This is a genomic window from Nonomuraea sp. NPDC002799 (assembly GCF_053592075.1).
Genome location: NZ_JBSFVA010000060.1, coordinates 1 through 21,107, shown reverse-complemented (window position 1 = coordinate 21,107; position 21,107 = coordinate 1). Strand labels below are relative to the sequence as shown.

16 protein-coding genes are annotated in these 21,107 nt (G+C 71.9%); 12 read left to right on the top strand and 4 right to left on the bottom strand.

What is annotated here, in order from left to right:
* Positions 1–71 precede the first annotated feature (71 nt).
* The 4 genes from ACWD0F_RS48810 to ACWD0F_RS48795 are packed head-to-tail and all read right to left on the bottom strand — an operon-like array spanning position 72 to position 3,271.
* Entirely contained in the window at positions 72–434 is a 363-nt protein-coding gene (locus ACWD0F_RS48810) for a hypothetical protein (RefSeq protein WP_449889524.1), read from the bottom strand.
* Complete coding sequence (locus ACWD0F_RS48805) at positions 431–1,294, bottom strand: DODA-type extradiol aromatic ring-opening family dioxygenase (RefSeq protein WP_449889522.1); 864 nt, start codon at positions 1,292–1,294, stop codon at positions 431–433. The genes ACWD0F_RS48810 and ACWD0F_RS48805 overlap by 4 nt, the downstream gene beginning before the upstream one ends.
* Positions 1,287–2,114, bottom strand: a complete 828-nt coding sequence (locus ACWD0F_RS48800) for a citryl-CoA lyase (protein WP_449889521.1) — start codon at positions 2,112–2,114, stop codon at positions 1,287–1,289. Before ACWD0F_RS48800 ends, ACWD0F_RS48805 begins: the two co-directional genes overlap by 8 nt.
* The gene (locus ACWD0F_RS48795; protein ID WP_449889519.1) at positions 2,111–3,271 is read right to left on the bottom strand and encodes a CaiB/BaiF CoA transferase family protein; all 1,161 of its coding nucleotides are present in this window, start codon (positions 3,269–3,271) and stop codon (positions 2,111–2,113) included. Before ACWD0F_RS48795 ends, ACWD0F_RS48800 begins: the two co-directional genes overlap by 4 nt.
* Before the next feature lie 164 nt (positions 3,272–3,435).
* On the opposite strand from ACWD0F_RS48795, the gene ACWD0F_RS48790 reads away from it, so the two are divergent.
* The 12 genes from ACWD0F_RS48790 to ACWD0F_RS48735 all read left to right on the top strand — a co-directional run bounded on the left by ACWD0F_RS48790 (position 3,436) and on the right by ACWD0F_RS48735 (position 20,990).
* Entirely contained in the window at positions 3,436–4,869 is a 1,434-nt protein-coding gene (locus ACWD0F_RS48790; protein ID WP_449889517.1) for an amidohydrolase family protein, read from the top strand.
* 168 nt (positions 4,870–5,037) lie between these two features.
* The gene (locus ACWD0F_RS48785) at positions 5,038–7,431 is read left to right on the top strand and encodes a BTAD domain-containing putative transcriptional regulator (RefSeq protein ID WP_449889514.1); all 2,394 of its coding nucleotides are present in this window, start codon (positions 5,038–5,040) and stop codon (positions 7,429–7,431) included.
* Positions 7,431–8,939 carry an ABC transporter substrate-binding protein gene (locus ACWD0F_RS48780; protein WP_449889512.1) on the top strand — a complete coding sequence of 503 codons (1,509 nt, stop codon included), beginning with the start codon at positions 7,431–7,433 and terminating at the stop codon, positions 8,937–8,939. The genes ACWD0F_RS48785 and ACWD0F_RS48780 overlap by 1 nt, the downstream gene beginning before the upstream one ends.
* 6 nt (positions 8,940–8,945) lie before the next feature.
* Positions 8,946–9,911: an ABC transporter permease gene (locus ACWD0F_RS48775; RefSeq protein WP_449889511.1), complete on the top strand. Its 966-nt coding sequence runs from the start codon at positions 8,946–8,948 to the stop codon at positions 9,909–9,911.
* Positions 9,908–10,714, top strand: a complete 807-nt coding sequence (locus tag ACWD0F_RS48770) for an ABC transporter permease (protein WP_449889510.1) — start codon at positions 9,908–9,910, stop codon at positions 10,712–10,714. The genes ACWD0F_RS48775 and ACWD0F_RS48770 overlap by 4 nt, the downstream gene beginning before the upstream one ends.
* The gene (locus ACWD0F_RS48765; protein ID WP_449889508.1) at positions 10,711–11,502 is read left to right on the top strand and encodes an ATP-binding cassette domain-containing protein; all 792 of its coding nucleotides are present in this window, start codon (positions 10,711–10,713) and stop codon (positions 11,500–11,502) included. The genes ACWD0F_RS48770 and ACWD0F_RS48765 overlap by 4 nt, the downstream gene beginning before the upstream one ends.
* Complete coding sequence (locus ACWD0F_RS48760) at positions 11,499–12,263, top strand: ABC transporter ATP-binding protein (protein ID WP_449889507.1); 765 nt, start codon at positions 11,499–11,501, stop codon at positions 12,261–12,263. The genes ACWD0F_RS48765 and ACWD0F_RS48760 overlap by 4 nt, the downstream gene beginning before the upstream one ends.
* Positions 12,264–12,397: 134 nt before the next feature.
* Positions 12,398–12,562, top strand: coding sequence for a hypothetical protein (locus ACWD0F_RS48755; protein WP_449889505.1), 165 nt, complete (start codon positions 12,398–12,400; stop codon positions 12,560–12,562).
* Between the two features lie 175 nt (positions 12,563–12,737).
* A complete protein-coding gene (locus ACWD0F_RS48750; RefSeq protein ID WP_449889504.1) occupies positions 12,738–15,764 on the top strand; it encodes a BTAD domain-containing putative transcriptional regulator in 3,027 nt (1,008 codons plus the stop codon).
* Between the two features lie 234 nt (positions 15,765–15,998).
* On the top strand, positions 15,999–16,337 hold the full coding sequence (locus ACWD0F_RS48745) for a hydroxyisourate hydrolase (protein ID WP_449889502.1): 339 nt from the start codon (positions 15,999–16,001) through the stop codon (positions 16,335–16,337).
* Positions 16,338–16,347: 10 nt separating this feature from the next.
* Complete coding sequence (locus tag ACWD0F_RS48740) at positions 16,348–18,027, top strand: 2-isopropylmalate synthase (protein WP_449889501.1); 1,680 nt, start codon at positions 16,348–16,350, stop codon at positions 18,025–18,027.
* Positions 18,028–18,221: 194 nt separating this feature from the next.
* Complete coding sequence (locus ACWD0F_RS48735; RefSeq protein WP_449889500.1) at positions 18,222–20,990, top strand: AAA family ATPase; 2,769 nt, start codon at positions 18,222–18,224, stop codon at positions 20,988–20,990.
* Positions 20,991–21,107 lie beyond the last annotated feature (117 nt).

Genomic DNA, 21,107 nt, shown 5'->3' with positions numbered 1-21,107 from the left:
GCGATCCGGACGGCGCCCGGACGGCGATCCGGGTGGCCGGATGCGGGTCTCGATGTGGGTGGCGCGCGTGCTCAGGTGGCGATGTCCGGATAAGGCAGCGCGAAGTGCGCCAGCCGCTGGGCATACTCCTTCTGGAAACCCAGCGGCTCGGCGTGGTCGCGCTCGAACATGGCGATGAACAGCGTCAGCGTCAGGAACGGATGCGCGCCCAGCTCGAACAGCTTGGGATAGTCGTGGCCGGCCAGCGCCTCGCGCTCGTCGTCGGCGAACCGCAACCAGGTGCTCGCCTCGGCGTCGTGGCAGTTCAGCAGCGCGTTGGCCCGCTCGGCCTCCCACCAGGCCACGGTCGCGCGGGGCTGCTCGCGGTAGCGCTCGACCAGCGCGGGGTCACGGTCGACGGTGAAGAGGAACTTGTTCACCAGGTATCTGCTCATTTGCCGCCTCCGTTCGGATACCAGGTGAAGTACGCCTCCATGGTGTGGAACAGGTCGTAGGTGTCGACGTAGTCGGCCTTCTGGCCCTCGCCCGCCACGCCCATCATCAGCATGAAGTCCATGAACCCGTGGGTGGCGTTGCCGGGCTCCCACAGGCTGTCCAGGGTGACCTCCGCCAGGCTGCCCTCGATGTCCCCGGAGGAGATCCACTCGACGGCCTTGCGGTCGAACGCGGGGTCGGGCCCGTGCGGCCCGAACTGGCGGGGCCCGCCGAGCTCCAGCGACAGGTGGCCGGTGCCGATGACCGCGACGCGCCGGTCCGCCGGCCACGACTCCACCAGCTCCCTGATCAGCCGCCCGAGCTGCACGAACCGCTTCGGCCGCGGCAGCGGCGGGGCGAAGATGTTGGTGTAGATCGGCACGATCGGCAGGTCGCTCTGCGGGCGCAGGGTGATGATCGGGCAGGTGATCGAGTGGTCGATCCGCAACTCGTTGGAGAAGGCCAGGTCGAAGCCGGCGTCCAGGCCTTCGCGCAGGAGGTGCGCCGACAGGTCCTCCTGCCCGGTGAACACCATCCTGGGCAGGCCGAACTCGCGCTCCTCGTTGTGCCAGTTGCCGTCGTAGAAGGGCGCCTTGCCGATCAGGAACTGCGGCATGTTGTCCAGCCAGAGCTGGTGGAAGTGGTCGGACCCGACCATGACCAGCACGTCCGGTCTGGCCCTGGTCAGGGTCTCGCGGAACGCCTCGACCTTGCGCACCCACTCGTCGGCGAACGGCGGGCGGTCCGCGCCGGTGGAGGTGCTGGCCCGGTAGTAGAAGGGGTGGTGGGTGGATGCGATGACCGCGACGAGTTCAGCCATGCGTGCCTCCGTTGGCGAGCGGCTCGGGCGGGATGGAGCGGTTGTTGAGGTCCACCGACAGGAAGATGTCGCCGGCCACCGGACTGCGCAGCTCCTCGGCGAGCTGCCCGATCAGCCCGGCGGTCCTGGCCAGCAGCGCGAAGGCGCGCAGCAGCTCCAGCGGCAGGCCCAGGTCGGCCAGCGCCGCGCCGCAGACGCCGGCGCCGTTGAGCGGCAACGTTCTGCCCAGGACCTGCGGATGCACGCGGCCGATGGCGGCGAACAACGACAGGTGCGGCCCGTACAGCCCCTCTTCGGTGGCGATCTGGAACAGGCGGGGGGTGCGCGGATCGACGTCCTTGTGCACGTGGTGGCCGAGGCCGGGGATCAGCCCGCGCGCCGCGCGCCGGGCGCGCACGGTCTCCAGGGCGAGGGCGTCCCAGCCGGCGTCGTCCGCCGGCGGCGGGTCGTGCGTGGCGAGCACGTCGTGCAGGAAACGCCCGCAGTCCTCGGTGACGCCGAGGAAGCGCGAGCCGCCGCCGAGCAGCCCGGCGGCCAGAGCCCCCTGTACGGAGTCGGGCGCCGACAGGTACGTCAGCCGCGTCACGATCGCGGTGGGCGTGAACCCGTGGTCGGCCAGCGCGGCCAGCACCGCCTCGAACACGCGCGTCTCGCCCGGCGTGGGACGGCGCTGCGTGGCCAGCCAGAACGCCAGCTCCCCGAACCCGACCTCGCCCATCACCTCGGCGGCCAGGTCGTGCCCGAGCAGCGTGATCGACTCCCGCGTAGACGCCCCGAGCGCCGTCGGATACACCTTCGGTGTCCGGTTCTCCTCCGTCACGGCCGCTCTCCTTTCGCGGGCGCGGTGAGCCACGCGCGCAGCTCCGCGCCGTGCTCGTCGAGCTCCGGTGGCGGCAGCGCATAGCTGACGGGTGTCTCCGAGAACCGGATCGGATGCCGGGTCGTCGGCACCGCCCGATCACCCTTCCCCACCTCCACGACGGGGTCGAGCCCGAACCGCTCGGCCATGGCGAACCCGCCGTCGATCGTGTTGATCGGCCCGCTCGGCACCCCGGCCTCGACCAGCAGCTCGAACCACTCCACCGCCCCCCGCAGGGCCAGCCGCCCGACCAGGATCGGGCGCAGCTCGTCGCGGTGCGCGGTGCGATCGGCGTTGCGGGCGAAACGCGGGTCGTCGGCGACCTCGGGGATGCCCAGGACCGCGCAGAGCTTACGGAACTGGCCGTCGTTGGCGGCGGTGACGATGAGGTCGTTGTCGGCGGTCGGCAGCGGCTCGTACGGGAACACGCTCGGATGCGCGTTGCCCATCCGGTAAGGCACGACGCCGCCCGCGACATAGGCGGAGCTGTGGTTGACCAGCCCGGTCAGCGCCGACGACAGCAGGTTCACCTCGACGTGCTGGCCCTGCCCGGTGGCCTCGCGGTGGCGCAGCGCGGCGAGGATGCCGATGACCGCGTGGTTGCCGGCCATCACGTCGAACACCGAGATCCCGGCCCGGTACGGCGGCCCATCGGCGTCTCCGGTGAGGCTCATCAACCCCGACATGGCCTGCACCATCAGGTCGTAGCCCGGCACCCCGGCTCCGGCGCCCGAGCCGAACCCGCTGATGGAGGCGTACACGACGCTGGGGTTCGCCGCCCGCACGGCGTCGAACCCGAGCCCGAACCTGGCCAGCCCGCCGGGCCGGAAGTTCTCGATCAGCACGTCCGCGCGGCTGGCCAGCTCCCTGGCCAGCCCGGCGTCGCCGTCGTCGCGTAGGTCGAGCGCGATGGAGCGCTTGCCCCGGTTGACGCCGAGATAGTAGGTGGAGACCTCCTCGCGCGCCGGCGGCGTCCAGTTGCGAGTGTCGTCCCCCGCAGGCCCCTCGACCTTGATGACGTCGGCGCCGAGGTCCGCCAGCAACATCGTGGCGTAGGGCCCGGCCAGGACTCTGGAGAAGTCGGCCACCAGCACGCCGGACAGCGGGCCTTCGCTCACGCCCCACCTCCATGTTCGCCCAGCGGACGTATGTCCGTAATCGCGATTCTGGCACAGCTCACTGGCGCGGCCCAAGCCCTTGACAGGCACGACGCCGATCGTAGAGTTACGGCGAACAGAGTGACCGTTGACCGGACAGCCGTTCGGCAGATCGGAGTACGGCGATGAGCGAGTTCGAGGCTGGACGGCCCGTGGTGCTGCGCGGCGGCACGGTGCTGCCGATGGACGGCAGGCGGGTGCTGCCCCGCACGGACGTGCTCGTCATCGGCGACACCATCGCGGCCGTCGGGCCCGGGCTGGCGGCGCCTCAGGACGCGGTCGAGATCGACGCCACGGACGGCATCGTCATGCCGGGCATGATCGACACGCACCGGCACATGTGGCAGACGGCGATGCGCGGCTACGGCGCCGACTGGACGCTCACGCAGTACTTCGTCTGGTACTACCTGGAGCACGGCAAGTTGTTCCGGCCCGAGGACGTGCACGCGGGCAACACGCTCGCCGCGATCGAGGCCGTCGACGCCGGCGTCACCACGGTCGTCGACTGGTCACACGGCCTCCAGACGGTCGACCACGCCGACGCCGCCGCCGACGCGCTCCAGGCCGTGCCAGGCCGCCACGTGCTCGCGTACGGCAACATCCAGCAACCGCCGGCCGCGTGGACGACCGCGCCGGAGTTCCGCGACTTCGTCAGCCGGCGGGTCACCGGCGACGACCTGTTCGGCTTCCAGATCGCCTTCGACGTGCTCGGCGATCCGGCCTTCCCGGAGAAGGCGGCGTTCGAGGTGGCGCGGGAGCTGGGGGTGGCCGTCACCACGCACGCCGGGGTGTGGGGCGCCACCAGCGACGAGGGCCTGCGGCTCATGTACGAGCACGGCTTCATGACCCCTGAGACGATCTACGTGCACGCCGCCTCGTTGTCGGCCGACTCCTACCACCGCATCGCGGCCACCGGCGGCTCGATCTCGGTCTCGACGGAGAGCGAGCAGAGCGCGGGCCAGGGTTACCCGCCCACGTGGGCGGTGCGCGCCCACGGCATCCCGGTCTCGCTGTCCATGGACACCAGCGTCTGGTGGAGCGGCGACCTGTTCTCCGCCATGCGCGCCACGCTCGGCGCCGACCGCTCCCGCGAGCACCTGGAGGCGCACGCCAAGGGCGACACCATCACGCACTGCGGCCTGCGGGCCGACCAGGTCGTCGAGTGGGCCACCCGGGGCGGCGCCCGCGCGCTCGGCCGCGATGACCTGGGGGCCGTCGAGCCCGGCAAGAAGGCCGACCTCGTGCTCATCAAGAACGACACGTCACCGGTGTCGTTCCCGCTGCTCAACCCGTTCGGCCACGTGGCGTTCCAGGCTCAGCGCGGCGACGTGCACACCGTCCTGGTCGGCGGGCGCGTCGTCAAGCACGAGCACCGCCTGCTCGGCGTCGACCTGGCCGCGGCCCGCCGTCAGGTGGAGAGCACGGTCGAGCACCTGCGGGCCGCGATGGGCGAGGAGGCGTGGGAGAAGGGCATGAACCCGGACGTCCCCGAGGCGAAGATCCTCGACAACCCCTACACGTACACCGACTACCGCAGCTCCGCCACCCACACCCGCTGAGCAGAGCAGCCCGATCCGCCGGGCGGACGGAAACGCCCATTTGGGGCGGCCCTTCTGGCAATCATGCGTTGACACCGCCCGGAAGCTGTGGGGTACTGCTCATGCCCTTTGCTGGCAGGAATGCCGATCGCCTCGCGACGCACAGGCTCTCGACAGGGAGAGATTCGGGTGGAGTTCTTCATGCTCGGCCCCCTGCGGGCCGAGGTGCGCGATGAGCCACTGGACCTGGGGAGCGCCCGGCAACAGATAGTGTTAGCCGCGCTCTTGCTGGATGTCAACCGGCCGGTCATAGTCGCTCGCCTGATGGAGGCGGTGTACGGCCGCAACTCCCCGGCCACGTCGCGGGCCCAGGTGCAGTCCTGCGTGTCCGCCCTGCGCCGGCTGTTCGGCTCGCACGGCCACCCCCGCCTCATCGTCACCACCCCCGGGGGCTACGCCCTGCGGATCCCCGGCGAATGGGTGGACGCCGAGCGGTTCGCGGCGACCGTGGTCCGGGCCAGGCGGCTCAGGGAGCTCCGGCGGCACGCGGAGGCGGCCAGGCTCTTCCGCGCGGCGCTGTCCCTGTGGCGCGGCCCGCCTTTCGACGGCATCAGGAGCGAGCAGGTGCGCTCCGCCGCGAGCCGGCTCACCGAGACGCGGATCAGCACCATCGAGGAGTGCGTGCAACTGGAGCTGGACATCGGCGCGCACCGCGGGCTCGTCTCCGAGCTCGGCCGGCTGGTCGAGGAGCACCCGGCCCGCGAGCGCTTCCGCGCCCAGCTCATGACCGCTCTCTACCGGTCGGGCCGGCGGATGGAGGCGCTGGAGGTCTACCGGCGGACGCGGCAGACCTGGGCCGCGGAGTTCGGCATCGAGCCCAACGCGGACCTGCGCCGGCTCCACCAGGACATCCTGGATCACCATGACATCCTGGACCACCGGGAGAGCAGGGAAGCGCCGCCGGGCGTGCTGCTGCGCCGCGGCGGGCCGGTCATGCTGCCGCCCGGCGTCGAGGACTTCACCGGCCGCGCCGGACTGCTGGCGATCCTCGGCGCCCGCCTGTCCGGCGAGAGCGCGGGCCTCGCCGTCCCCGTCACCGTGCTCGTCGGCCAGGCCGGGGTCGGCAAGACGAGCCTCGCCCTGCAGGTCGCGCACGGCAGCGCCGAGCGGTATCCCGACGGCCGCCTCTACGCCGCCCTGCATGGCAGCTCAGCCCACCGGGCGAGCGCCGAGCAGGTGCTGGAGCAGTTCCTCGTCGTGCTCGGCATGTCCGCCGCCGCGCTGCCGGAAGGGCTGGAGGAGCGCGCGGAGAGGTACCGCGACCTGCTCGCCGGCCGCCGGGCGCTGGTCGTGCTGGACGACGCGGCGAACGAGAGCCAGGTGCTCCCGCTGCTGCCCGGCACCCCCGGCTCGGCCGTCATGGTCACCAGCCGCCGGCGGCTGCCGGGGCTGGCCGGCGCGGTCCACGTCGAGGTGCCGCTCTTCGCGGCCGGGCAATCGGCCGAGCTGCTCGCCCGCATCGTGGGCGCCGAGCGGGCGCGGGCCGAGCCCGAGGCCGCCGCCGCGCTCGCCGGTCTGTGCGGGCACCTGCCGCTGGCGTTGCGCGTCGCCGGCGCGCGCCTGGCCGCCCGGCCGGAGCTCGGCCTGCGGCACCTCGTCGAACGCCTGCGGGACGAGACCCGCCGCCTGGACGAGCTGCGCTTCGGAGACGTGGGGATCCGGGCCGGCCTCTCCGTGATCCACGACGGCCTGACCGAGGGCGCCCGCCGCCTCTTCCGCCGCCTGGCCATCCTCGACGTCCCGGCCTTCCCCGTCTGGGCGGGCGCCGCGCTGCTGAACCGGTCGCCGGCCGACACCGCGGACCTGCTGGACGAGCTCGCCGACGCCCAGCTCGTCGAGACGGCCGGCGTGGGCAGGAGCGCCGGGATCCGCTACCGCTTCCACGACCTCATCAGGGTCTACGCCAAGGAACGCCTGGCCCGCGAGGAACCGCCCGCCGAGCGGAGCGCCGCGCTCGCCCGGCTGCTGGGCGCCCTGCTGCACGTCGCCGAGGCCGTGCACGACCGTCACCTCGGCCGCTACGCCGCCATCCACGGAGACGCCCCGCGCTGGGCGCTGCCGGAGAGGCTGGTCGGCCGGCTCGCCGCCACGCCGGCCGAGTGGCCGCCGCACGAACGCCACCTGCTGATCTCCGGCGTCGGCCAGGCGGCGCGGGCGGGCCTCACCGAGCTCTGCTGGGACCTGGCCGTCAGCCTGGTCCCGATCTTCGAGGCCAGGCTCTCCTTCACCGGCTGGCGGGAGACCCATGACATCGCCCTGGCCGCCGCCCGGCGCGCGGGCGACCGCAGGGGCGAGGGCGCGGTGCTCACCTCGCTGAGCGCGCTGTGCCGGCGGGAGCAGCGGCCGGAGGAGGCGCGGCGGCTGGCCAGGGCCGCCGTCGTGGCGTTCGAGGAGGCCGGCGACGCACGGGGCGCCGCACTGGCCGGGCTGGGCCTCGTGGCCGCGCGCCGCGTCGGCCTGATCCGATTACGCGGGGCAAGGCCGGACGCTCAGGCGTTCGAGGGAAGTGGGAACAGATCCTGATGCCCGATCACATCGTCAAGAGGCGGCTCGCCGCGTTCGCCTGCGCCGGAACCGTGCTCGCCGTGGCACTCGGAGCCTGCACGACACCGGTGGACGAGCCCTCCGCCGGAGCCGTCGTGATCAACGTCGGCTCGCTCTACGAGCCGCAGAACCTCGACAACGCGGGCGGCGGCGGCCAGGGCGTGACCGAGGCGCTGGCCGGCAACGTCTACGAGGGCCTCTTCCGGCTGACCGACGACGGCAAGGTGAACAACCTGCTCGCGGCGGGCTACCAGGTCAGCGACGACGGCCTCACCTACACCTTCACGTTGCGCGAGGGCGTGCGCTTCCACTCCGGCGACCCGCTCACCGGCGACGACGTCGCGTACAGCATCGAGCGCATCCTCGCCGCGGGCTCCAAGTCCTCGCGCACGAGCCTGCTCAGCATGATCCGCGACGTCCGGACCCCGGACGCCGGCACCGTCGTGATCAAGCTGTCCAGCAGGTCGATCTCGCTGGTGTACAACCTGAGCCAGGTCTGGATCGTCAACGACGAGGTCAAGCGGCCGACCACCACCGAGGACGGCACCGGCCCGTACAAGCTGGGCGAGTGGCGGCGCGGCTCCTCGCTGAGCCTGGACCGGTTCGGCGGCTATTGGGGCGCCCCGGCCAAGAGCGACCAGGTGGTCTTCCACTACTTCACCGACGCCAGCGCGCTGAACAACGCGCTGCTCACCGGCGCCGTCGACGTGGTGACCAGCGAGCAGAGCCCCGACGCCCTGGCCCAGTTCACCGAGGGCGCCGACTTCAGGATCAGCGAGGGGCAGTCCACCACCAAGCTGCTGCTCGCCTTCAACGACCGCAGGCCGCCCTTCGACAAGGTGCTCGTCCGCAAGGCCGTCAGCTCCGCCATCGACGAGCGCAAGCTGCTGGAGTCGATCTGGGGCGGGTACGGCACGCTGATCGGCTCGATGGTGCCGCCGACCGACCCGTGGTACGAGGACCTGTCCGGGGTGAACCCCTACGACCCGGCGCTGGCCAGGACACAGCTCGCCCAGGCCGGATACCCGTCGGGCTTCACCTTCACCCTGGACACCCCCAGCTACGACCCGCATCCCACCATCGCCACGTTCGTCAAGTCCGAGCTGGCCAAGGTCGGCATCACGGTGACCATCAGGTCCATCACCGCCGACGAGTGGTACAGCCGGATCTTCCAGCGCCACGACTTCGCCGCGACCCTGCAGGAGCACGTCAACGACCGGGACATCCGCTGGTACGGCGACCCCGCCTTCTACTGGGGCTACGACAACCCGCGGGTCACCGCCTGGATCAAGCAGTCGGAGGAGGCGGCCACCGCCGACGAGCAGGCGGCGCTGTTGCGGCGGGTCGCGCGCACGATCGCCGAGGACGCCGCGAGCGACTGGCTGTATCTCAACCCGCAGATCGTGGTCAGCTCGGCGAAGGTGAGCGGCTACGCCGTCAACGGGCTGAACGCGCAGTTCCACGTCTACGACATCGTCAAGCGATAGCCGCCCGTGGCCGCCTACCTGCTGCGCAGGACCCTGCTGCTGGCCGTCTCGCTCCTGGTCGCGAGCGCGGTGTTGTTCCTGCTGCTCAGACTGCTGCCGGGCGACGCCGCCGCCTCGATGCTCGCGCTGGACGCGACCCCCGGGCAGACGGCCGCCGTGCGGCGCGCGCTCGGCCTGGACCGGCCGCTGTCCGAGCAGTTCGCCACCTGGCTCGGCGGCCTGGCCACGCTCGACTTCGGCGACTCCTTCGTCAGCTCGCTGCCCGTGGGCGCCGAGATCGCCGCGCGGCTGACGGTCACGGTGCCGCTGACGCTCGCGGCGTTCACGCTGTCGGTCCTCCTCTCGGTGCCCGCCGGGTTCCTGACGGCGTTCCGGCGCGGCACCTGGTACGGCTCCCTGCTCGGCGGGCTGACCCAGCTCGGCGTGGCCATCCCGGTCTTCTGGGCGGGCATGTTGCTGATCACCGTGTTCGCGCTGCGCCTGCGGCTGCTGCCGGCCGGCGGGTTCCCCCCGGACGGCTGGGCGGACCCGGCGGCGGCGCTCACGTCGCTGACGCTGCCCGTCCTCACCATCACCCTGATCATGTCCGCCGGCCTGATCCGCTACGTGCACTCGGCGGCCCTGGACGTGCTGGACAGCGACTACCTGCGGACCGCGCGGGCGCTGGGCTCGTCGCTGCGCGGGGCGATCCTCCGGCACGGCCTGCGCAACGCCGCCGCGCCCGTGGTGTCGATCCTCGGCATCGAGCTGGCCACGACCTTCCTCGGCGCGGTCGTCGTGGAGGCCGTCTTCGCCCTGCCGGGGCTCGGCAGCATGCTGGTCAAGGCGTTCGCCCAGCACGACTATCCGGTGATCCAGGGCGTCCTCGCGCTGAGCACGTTCACGGTGCTGCTGGTCGGCTTCCTGGCCGATCTCCTCCAGCGGCTCATCGATCCCCGGCTCCGCCGTACCGTGACGGGCCGGCCGGCGTGAATCGCAGGCTGGCGACCGGCTGCGCGCTCGTCGCGCTGATCGCCGTGCCGGCGCTGCTGACGCTGGTCTGGACGCCTTTCGATGCGGCCGACACCACGGGAGGCCGGCTCACGCCGCCGGGGCCCGCGCATCCGCTGGGCACCGACCGGCTCGGCCGGGACCTGCTCACCCAGGTCATGATCGGGGCCCGCGTCGCGCTGGTGACGGGTGCCGGAGCGATCGTCATCGGCGGGCTCCTGGGGCTGGCCGCCGGGTTGTCGGCCGGCTTCGCCGGGCGCTGGCTGGACGACTTCCTGGCCGTCGTGCTCGACCTCCTCATCGCCTTCCCCGCCCTGCTGCTGGCCATGCTCGTGGTCGCCGCCATGGAGGCGTCCCTGCTCGCCTCCGTGCTGGCGATCGGCCTGGCCATGTCGGCCGTCGTCGCACGGCTGACCCGGGTGCTGGTCAAGCGGGTGCTGGCGCAGGACTACATCACCGCCGCCCGCACGTCGGGCACCTCGTGGCCGCGGATCGTCACCGGCCACGTCCTGCCGAACATCTGGCCCGCGCTCTCGGTCAACCTGGCGCTGCAGCTCGGTCTCGCCGTGCTCGCCGAGGCGAGCCTGTCGTATCTCGGCCTGGGCGCGCCGCCGCCGAACGCCTCCTGGGGGCACCTGCTGCGGGAGGCCCAGTCGACGGTGTTCACCGCGCCGATCAGCGTCGTCGCGCCCGGCCTGCTCCTGGCGATGCTCGTCGTCGGCGCGAACCTGGTCGCGGAGGGCGTCCGCGAGAGCGCCGATCCGACCCTGAGGAGGTCCCGATGACCCTGCTCCAGGTGGACGAGCTGAGCGTGCGCTCGGCCGACGGGCGCGCCCTGGTCTCCGGGGTGTCCTTCGCGCTGGAGCCGGGGGAGCGGCTCGGCGTGATCGGGGAGTCCGGCTCCGGCAAGTCGCTGACCGCGCTGGCGGTCCTGGGCCTGCTGCCCCAGGGGATGCGCGCCGCGGGCAGCGTGCGCCTGGCCGGCGTGGAGGTGGTGGGGGCGCCGGAACGGCGGCTGAACCGGCTGCGCGGCCGTGCGGTGGCCGCGGTCTTCCAGGAGCCGCTGACCGCGCTCGACCCGCTGCGCCGGCTCGGCGCGCAGGTCGCCGAGCCGCTGCGCCGCCATCGCGGGCTGCGCGGCCAGGCCCTGCGACGTGCGGTTATCGACGCCCTATCGGAGGTACGGCTGCCCGCGCGCGTCGCCGATGCTTATCCGCACGAGATCTCCGGCGGTCAGCGGCAGCGGGTGGCCATCGCCATGGCCCTGGCCTGCCGGCCCGCGCTGCTGATCGCCGACGAGCCGACCACCGCGCTGGACACCACCGTGCAGGCCGGCGTCCTCGATTTGCTGGACGGCCTGGTGACGGAGTCGGGCACGGGGCTGCTGTTCATCGGCCACGACCTCGCGGTCGTGGCGGGCATCGCCGGGAGGCTGCTGGTGCTGCACGACGGCCGGGCCGTGGAGACGGGGGCGGTCGCCGACCTCGTGCGCGCGCCCGGCCATCCCCGTACGCGGGAGCTGGTGGACGGCGCCAGGCGGCTGCACCGCGCACTCGACGGGATCGCCGGATGAACAGCCCGGTGCTGGAGGTCAGGGAGGCCGGTTTCGCCTATCGGCGCGGCCCCGCCGTGCTCAGCGGCGTCTCCTTCTCCGTCGCCCAGGGCCGCAGCCTGGCCCTCGTGGGCGAGTCGGGAGCGGGCAAGACCACCCTGGTACGCCTCCTGCTGGGCCTGCTGAAGCCCACCTCGGGAGAGGTGCTGCTGGACGGGGCGGCGCTGCGCGGACGCGAGCGGCACCTGCGGCGCTCGGTCCAGCCGGTCTTCCAGGACTGCTATTCCTCCCTGGACCCCAGGCAGCGGGTGGACGGCATCGTCGCCGAGCCGCTGCGCTCGCTCGGGGTGGTCCGGGGGCCCGGCCGGCGCGCGGAGCTGGCCCGCCGGGTGGCCGAGGCGCTGAGCTGGGTCGGGCTGCCGGAGGACGCGGCGCGCCGCTATCCCCACGAGTTCTCCGGCGGGCAGCGCCAGCGGATCGCCATCGCGCGGGCGATCGTGTGCGGGCCCCGCGTGCTGCTGGCCGACGAGCCGGTCAGCGCCCTCGACGTCACCACCAAGACCCACCTCATCGACCTGGTCGCCGAGCTGCGGAAACGGTGGGGGCTGACGGTCGTGATGGTCTCCCACGACCTCACCGTGGTGGCGTCGTTGTGTGAGGAGACGGTGGTGCTGGAGCGGGGGCGGGTGGTCGAGCAGGGGCCCACGGCGATGGTGCTGGGGGCGCCGGAGCATCCGTACACCCGCCGTCTGGTGGCAAGCGTTCCGAGATTGCCCGGCTGACCTGCGGTTATTGAATTCCGCTGGAGAGAGTGGCGAAGGAGAAGCGAATCGATATCGAGTCGATGGCGCTCTTTCTTACCTTCAATACAGCACAGCAAACCGGGTGAAAGTTAAAGAAAGAGCCGAGGCCCACAATGAAGAAGACCCTGCGCAGCCGCGTCGCCAGACTCGCCGCCATCATCGCCGTAGCCATGGTCGTCGTCCCCAGCATGAGCACCCCCGCGTCGGCGGACAGCACGGACGGTCCGCAGATCTCGCTGTCCATCGTCCGTCTCGCCTGCTGCTCGACCTATCCCTAATCGGTGGTCTTCTCGTCGCTGATGGTAATTAATATTCCGGTAGCCGAGACAAGCGTTAAGAAGTATCATCTAGGCACAAAGCGCAAATGTTCAAGGGTCGCGCTGGCATCGACGGGAGATGCGAGTGGGATTTGGCATCTTAGGTCCCCTCGAAGTCACGTTGGACGGCCGGAGGGTGGACCTCGGGGGAACCAGGCAGCAGACGGCGATGGCCCTGCTCCTGCTTGACACCGGTCGTGCGGTCAGCATGGCCAGGCTGATGGAAGCCGTCTACGGCGACGATCCGCCCACGACCTCCCGCGCACAGATCCAGATCTGCATCTCCGCGCTGCGACGCCTGTTCGCCTCACGCGGCAGGCCCGACATCATCATCACTCAGCCTCAGGGCTACGCCGTCAGCGTGCCCGACGACGAGTACGACGCCCGTCGCTTCGAGATTCTCATCGCCCAGGCGCGCAAGAAGCGCAAGGAGCGCAAGCTCGACGAGGCCGTCACGCGCTATCGCGAAGCTCTCGCCCTATGGCGCGGACCCGCGCTGGAGGGCATACAGAGCCGGCTCGTGCAATCCATGGCGCTCCGGCTCGACGAGGACCGCGTCTCCGCCAACGAGGACTGCATCGATCTCGAACTGGACCTCGGCCGGCACCACGAACTGGTGAGCGAGCTCACCGCGCTGGTTGAAGAGCAGCCGCTCCGCGAGCGGCTGCGCGGCCAGCTCATGCTGGCGCTCTACCGCTCGGGCCGGCAGGCAGAGGCCCTGCAGGCCTACCGCCGGGCCAGGCAGACCATCGTCGACGAGCTGGGGATCGAGCCCAACGAGCAGTTGCAGCAGCTTGAGCACGCCATCCTCACCTCGGCTCCGAGCCTCAACCCGCCGGCGCCCGCGCCCTCGGTCGTGCTCACGCCCGACGTGCAGCAGGCCGTGCCGCGGCTGCTGCCCACCGACATCGCCGACTTCTCCGGCCGCACCAAGCAGGTCGACGAGATCCTCGAACGGCTGGTGACGGTGGCGGGAGACCGCTCGGGGTACGCCGTGCCCATCATCGCCCTGGTCGGCAAGCCGGGCATCGGCAAGAGCACCATCGCCGTGCACGCCTCGCACCGCGTCGCCGAGCACTATCCCGACGGCCAGCTCTTCGCCGACCTGCACGCCGGCTCCTCGCGCCCGGTCAGCCCCAGGCACGTGCTGGAGCGCTTCCTGCGCGCCCTCGGCGTCAGAGGCGAGGCGATGCCGGAGGGCCTGGAGGAGCGGGCCGAGATGTACCGCGCCCTGCTCGCCGACCGGCGGGTCCTGACCGTCCTCGACGACGTCGGCTCCGAGAGCCAGGTCCTGCCGCTCCTGCCCGGCGCCCACAGCTCGGCCGTGATCATCAGCAGCCGCAGCCGGCTGGCCGGCCTGCCCGGCGCGATCCACATCGACGTCGAGATCTTCGACTCGGCGCAGTCGCTCGATCTGCTCTCCAGCATCGCCGGCGCCGAACGCGTGCAGTCGGAGCCGGAGGCCACGATGGCGCTGGCCACGCTCTGCGGTCACCTGCCGCTCGCGCTGCGCATCGCCGGCGCGCGCCTGGCCGCCCGGCCGCACTGGAGCGTCGAGCAGCTCGTGGACCGGCTGCTGGACGAGACCCGCCGGCTCGACGAGCTCAAGCACGGCGACATGGGCATCAGGGCGAGCATCTCGCTGACGTACGAGAGCGTCGGGGAGGACGCCAGGCGGCTGTTCCGCCGGCTCGCGATCCTGGACTCGCCGATCTTCTCCGCCTGGACCGCCGTCGCCCTGCTGGACCGGCGCATCGACGAGGGCCAGGACCTGCTGGACGAGCTCGCCGACGCGCAGCTCGTGGAGACCACCGGCACCGGGCGCGGCCTGCACACCCAATACCGCTTCCACGACCTCATCAGGGTCTTCGCCCGCGAGCGGCTGGCGGCCGAGGAGACGGCCGCCGAGCGCGGCGCGGCGCTGGCCCGCGTGCTCAGCGGGCTGCTCTCGCTGGTGGACGCGGCCCGCCGCCGCGAGTACGAGGACTGGATGTTGCTGGGCGCGCCGATGGCCTGGTCCCTGCCGGACGCCCTCGTCGAGCGGCTGGTCGAGGAGCCGCTGGCCTGGTTCGAGCGCGAGCGGACCAACCTCGTCTCCGGCATCAGGCAGGCGGCGCAGGCGGGGTTCACGGAGATCTGCTGGGGTCTGGCCATCGGCGCGGCCACGTTCTTCCAGTCACGCGTCTACTTCGACGACTGGCGCGACACCCAGCGCATCGCGCTGGCCGCCGCCCGCGAGGCCGGAGACCGCCGCGGCCAGGCGATCATGCTCTACAACACGGGCGGCCTGGCGAGCTCCGAGCAGCGCTACGACGACGCGCGCCACGATCTCGAGTCCGCGATCGACCTGTTCGCCGAGATCGGCGACGAGCGGGGTCTCGGCGTGGTGCTGGCCAACCGGGGCTACCTGGACCTGATGACGGGCCGGTTCGAGGAGGCCGCCACCCATTTCGAGCGGGCGCTGGAGTTGTCGCGCCGCTCCGGGTCCCCCAGCATCACGATCTACGTGCTGAACAACCTGGCGCAGGTCAAGCTGGAGTGCGACGACGCCGAAGCCGCCGCCCGGTTGTTGTCGGAGGCGCGGGAGCTGGTGCCGCAGGGCGTGGGCTCGCGGGTGCAGTCGCTGGTGCTGTTCCGCCTGGGCCAGGCGCACCTGCGCCAGGACGAGCCGCGCCGGGCCGTGGAGGTGCTGGAGGAGGCGCTGGCCGCCATCCAGGAGACCGGCGATCCCCGGGGCGAGGCGTACGTGCTGCACTGCATGGGGCTGGCCTGGCTGAACCTCGGCGAGTTCGAGGAGGCGGGCAGCCGGCTGCGGCACGCGCTGCTGCTGGCGAACACCTCGGGCGACCGGCTCGCGAAGGGCCGTGCGCTGGCCGGGCTGAGCGAGCTGCTCCTGGCCGAGGGGAATCCGGCCGAGGCCGTGACCTGTCTCGGGCAGGCGCTGGAGCAGTTCGGCATGGTGAGCGTGCCGCTCGACGAGGCCCGGGTGCTCAGCATGCTGGGCGACGCGCACGCCGCACTCGGGCACGTCGAGGAGTCCCGCGAGGCGCGGGCCAGGGCGGTCGAGGTCACCTGGAAGATCGACACGGTGGTGGCGCAGCGCCTGCGCGCCCAGCTCGCCGAGCGCATGGACGCGCACGCGGACGCGACCGCCGACGAGTGACAGGCGCCCGCACCCTTGATGATCTCTATCGTTTCGCTATCGCCGTACCTTCCCCCCGGCAATAGTGGGGCAAAGGCGGATCGATAACCGGGCGCGTGAAGCTGAGGCAGACCGATGCCTGGAGATCGGAAGCCGTCATGTCGTCTGAGCCAAGCGCCCTGAGCGCCGTGGACCCCTCCGCCGTCCGGGCACCAGAGCCCGTCACGGACGTTCCGGCAGGTGGGTGAGCCACTGATGAGCATCGTCGCGGAAGCCGTGGACGGGGTCTACGGCCGATCGGTGAGCGGTCTCCGGGCGAGCCTGGAGCATGCGATGGACGGACTGTGGCTGCCCCTGGCGAACTCGGAGACGGACACGGACGGCCGCATCAGCGAATGGGCCGCGCTGACCCTGGCTCGCGGGCTCTATCGCATCATCTTCGACAGCGATCAATATTTCGTCGGCCTCGGAGTGGTGGCCGCCTACCCCGAGATCTGCGTGATCTTCCGGATGCACAGCGAGGCGGACGCGTGCAAGGTCCAGGTGCTGCTGGCCCCGCATTCGTACTCCACATATTTCGGCACCGCCAGTTGAGGGAGAGAGCATGAGAACGACCAGACGAGTCGCCGCCCGCTACTCGGCGTTCCCCCCTGTCGACCTCCCCGACCGGATGTGGCCGGGCCGGACGATCACCACCGCGCCGCGCTGGCTCTCCACGGATCTGCGGGACGGCAACCAGGCGCTGGTCAACCCGATGGACCCGGAACGCAAGCTGGCGATGTTCACCCTTTTGCTGGACATGGGCTACAAGGAGATCGAGGTCGGTTTCCCCGTGGCCAGCCAGGACGACCACGACTTCGTCCGGCTGCTCATCGAGCGGGACCTGATCCCCGACGACGTGCGGATCTCGGTGCTGACGCAGGCGCGTGACGAGCTGATCCACCGCACGGTCGAAAGCCTGGAAGGGGCCGCCCGCGCCACCGTGCACGTCTACAACGCCACGTCCCCCATGTTCCGCCAGATGGTGTTCGGCATGACCAGGGACGAGTGCAAGGACATGGCGGTGCAGGCCACCCGGCTGCTGATGAAGTACGCCGAGAAGACGCTCGGCGACTGCGACTTCGGCTACCAGTACTCACCCGAGCTGTTCAACCAGACCGAGCTCGACTTCTCCCTGGAGGTCTGCGAGGCCGTCATGGACGTCTGGCAGCCCGAGCCCGGCCGCGGGATCATCCTCAACTTCCCCACCACGGTCGAGAGCTCGTCGCCGAACGTGTTCGCCGACCAGATCGAATGGCTCGACCGGAACCTGAGCAGGCGGGAGCACGTCTGCCTGTCGATCCACCCGCACAACGACCGCGGCACCGGCGTGGCCACCGCCGAGCTGGCGATGCTGGCCGGCGCCGAGCGCGTCGAGGGGTGCCTGTTCGGCAACGGCGAGCGGGCGGGCAACGTCGACCTCGTCACCCTGGGGCTGAACCTGCTGACCCAGGGCGTCGACCCCGGCATCGACTTCTCCGGCATCGACACGATCAGGCGCACCGTGGAGTACTGCAACGAGGTGCCCGTGCACCCGCGTCACCCCTACGGCGGCGACCTCGTCTACACCGCCTTCTCCGGCTCGCACCAGGACGCCATCAAGAAGGGCTTCGACGCCATGGAGCGCGAGGCCCGGCGGCGCGGGACCGCCATGGACGAGCTGCCGTGGGCGATGCCGTACCTGCCGCTGGACCCCGAGGACGTCGGCCGCACGTACGAGGCCGTCGTGCGGATCAACAGCCAGTCGGGCAAGGGCGGGGTGGCCTACATCATGGACGCCTGGCACGGCCTGCGCCTGCCGCGCCCGCTGCAGGCGGAGTTCGCCAAGACGGTCCAGGCCGACGCCGACGCGGCCGGCGGCGAGATCGGCCCCGGGCGGGTCAAGGAGCTGTTCGACGCCGAGTACGTGTCCGCGACCCCCATGACGCTGGACGGCGAGCCGGTGACGGCGGAGCTGCACATCGACGGGATGCCGTTCGACGTCGGCGGCGGGCGCACCGAGGCCACGCGGAGCCTGGCGGCGGCCGGCGTCGACGTGCGCGCCGTGTACCGCACGCCCTTCGCCGAGCCGGGCCGGAAGGTGGCCGTCTACGCGGAGTGCCAGGTGCGCGGCCGGCGGTGGTGGGGCGCCGGCATCGACGCCGACGTGGCGGCCGCCGCGCTCGCCGCGGTCCGCTCCGCCGTCATCCGCGGGACCGGCGCCGCGGACATCGTCCGGCGGCCCGCTCCGATAGCCGTCGGATAAACGTTCGAAAGCACGCTCTTCTACGGTCCCATTGTCAGCATGAAACGGCACCCAGAGGAGCGGTGATGAAGCAGATCAGAATCAAGAGGCCGAAATCGTCGAAGTGGGCGGCCTTGGACCTTCGCACTCCAAGCGGCAAGACGCTGAAGTTCTAGGCCCCGAGGACCGGACCCTACGGAAAAAGGGAGGCTGACATGGCCCTGATCGAACGCGACGAGGCACTGGCCTCCCTTGCGGGGTCGCTCGCCGACGCCGTCGGCGGACGCGGGCGGCTGGCCACGGTCAACGGCACCGTCGCCACCGGCAAGAGCGACCTGCTGCTGACCCTGACGGAGCAGGCCATCGACCTGGGCGCGCTGGCCATCACGGCCACCGGCTCCCACGCCGAGCGCGGCCTGCCCCTCGGTGTGCTGAGCCAGCTCATCCACGACGCCCCGCTCCAGCCGCAGGAGCGCGAGCGCGCGCTCGACCTGCTGCACGAGGGCGAGAACGCGGCGTTGTCGTCAGAGCGGCTGGAGCACGTGGACGCGCAGATCGTGCACGCCCTGTGCACCGTGCTGCTGGAGCTGTCCGAGCGCTACCCGCTGCTGATCGTGGTCGACGACGCCCAGCACGCGGACGCGGCCTCGCTGACCTGCCTGGCCTACCTGTGCCGGCGGGTGCGCTTCGCCAAGGTGCTCGTGGTGTTCGGCCACGCCGACCACGGCGCGTACACCGAGACCCCGTTCCAGACCGAGCTGCTGCGCCAGCCGCACTGCCGCAAGATCCAGCTCTCCCTGCTGTCCAGGACCGGTGTGCTGGACCTGGTCGCCGAGCGGCTCGGGCGGGAGACGGCGGAGCGGTTCGCGGCCGGGTGGTTCGCCGGCAGCGGCGGCAACCCGCTGCTGGCGCAGGCGCTCACCGAGGACTACCAGGACGCGGCGCGGATGGCCGAAGAGCCCCCCGCGAGCCTGGTCGCCGGCGACCGGTACGGCCAGGCCGTGCTCTCGCTCCTGCATCGCGTCGACCCGCAGATGCTCCAGGTGGCCGGCGGGCTGGCGGTGCTGGGCTCGGCCGGCCTCGTCGCCGAGCTGCTCGACCTGCCGCACGGCGAGGTGACCAGGGCCGTGCACGCGCTGGGCGTCGCCGGGCTGCTCGCGGGCGACGGGTTCCGCCATCCGGCCGCGCGCGCCGCCGTACTGGAGGGCATGGAGCCGGGGCAGCGCGCCGGCCTGTTCCACCGGGCGGCGGAGCTGACCCACGGCAACGGCGCCCCGGCGGCCGTGGTCGCCGAGCACCTGCTGCGGGCCGGGCAGGCGCCCATGCCGTGGGCGGTCTCCGTGCTGGAGGCCGCCGCCAAGCAGGCGCTGCGCGACGGGCAGGTCGAGCCGGCCGTCGCCTACCTCAAGCTGGCCTGGCAGGCCTGCACCGACGAGGAGCAGCGCGTCGCGATCACCACCGCGCTGGTACGGGCCGAGTGGCGGATCAACCCCAGCGCCTCCGCCGGGCACTTCCCCGAGCTGACCGACGCGATGCACCGGGGCATCCTGCCCGGCTACGACGCGGTGGTGCTGGCCAAGGCGCTGCTCTGGCACGGCCGGTTCGACGACGCGCGTCAGGTGCTCGACCACATCAGCGACTCCGGCGCCGAGCCGGACCAGGCCGCGCTCGCGGAGCTGCTGACCGCGCGCTCCTGGTTGCGCTCGGTCTGCCCGTCCTTCCTCGGGCACCTGGGCCCCGCCGCCGATCCGAGCCGGATGACGATCTCCTCGGTGTCGGCCAACCGGCGCGGGGAGGCCGCCGCCGCGCTGGAGACCGTGCTGACCCGGGGGCCCGACGCGGACCTGATCGCCACGGTCGAGCGCATCCTGCGCAGCTCCAGGCTGGACGGCATCTCGCTGGACACCGTGGAGAACGCGGTGCTCGCGCTCACCTACGGCGGCTCGCCCGAGGCCGCGGCGCCGTGGTGCGACCTGTTCATCGAGGAGGCGATCACCCGCCGCGCGCCCAGCCGCCAGGCCCGGCTGCTCGCGGTCCGCGCCGAGATCGCGCTGCGTCAGGGCGACCTGCCCAGCGCGGAGCGGCACGCCAGGCTCGCACTGGAGATCATGCCGCTGGCGAGCTGGGGGGTGGCCGCCGGCGGTCCGCTGAGCACGCTGGTGATCGCGGCCACGGCCATGGGCCGGTTCGCCGAGGCCAACGACCTTCTGGAGCAGCCCGTACCCGACGCGATGTTCAGGACCCGGTACGGCCTGCACTACCTGCACGCGCGGGGCCGCTACAGCCTGGCGACCGGGCACGCGCGACCGGCGCTCAACGACTTCGAGGAGTGCGGCCGGCTCCTGGGGGAGTGGCGGCTCGACGTCGCGGGCCTCATTCCCTGGCGGGCCGAGGCGGCCGAGGCCTGCCTGCGCCTGGGCTTCCGCGGACAGGCCGCCGAGCTGATCGATGAGCAACTGCGCGGCTGCGGCCCCGGCGCGCCCCGCGTACAGGGGATGACCCTGCGGCTGAAGGCCGCGGCGAGTGAGCTGCCGCAGCGTCCCGCGCTGCTCCGGCGCGCCTCCGAAGTGCTCCAGACCGCAGGCGGCGACCGCTACGAGCTGGCCAGGGCGCTGTGCGACCTCACCGAGGCATACCACGCGCTGGGCGAGTTCCGGCGGGCCGGGATGATGGGCCGCAAGGCGAGCGCGTACGCCCGCGAGTGCGGGGCGGAGCCGCTGCTCAGGTCCCTGTCGAAGGAGCCGGCGCCCGAGGATGCCGCCGCCAGGACCCCCGGCACGGAGGTGACCGCGGTGCTCAGCGACGCCGAGCGGCGCGTCGCCGCGCTGGCCGCCATCGGCTACGCCAACCGGGAGATCGCCGCCAAGTTGTTCATCACGGTGAGCACGGTCGAGCAGCATCTCACGCACACCTACCGCAAACTCAACATCACCCGCCGGGCCGATCTGCCGATCAGCAGCGAGCTGACCCACATCAATCCCTGACGGCGGCAAACGGTCGCCGCCCCTCCCCGAAGTCGGGGAGGGGGGGGGACCCCAGTCCTGATGGGATTTACGCGCCGGGCCGCAAGAATTATAGTGGTAGATAGGAAGGTCGGCGGG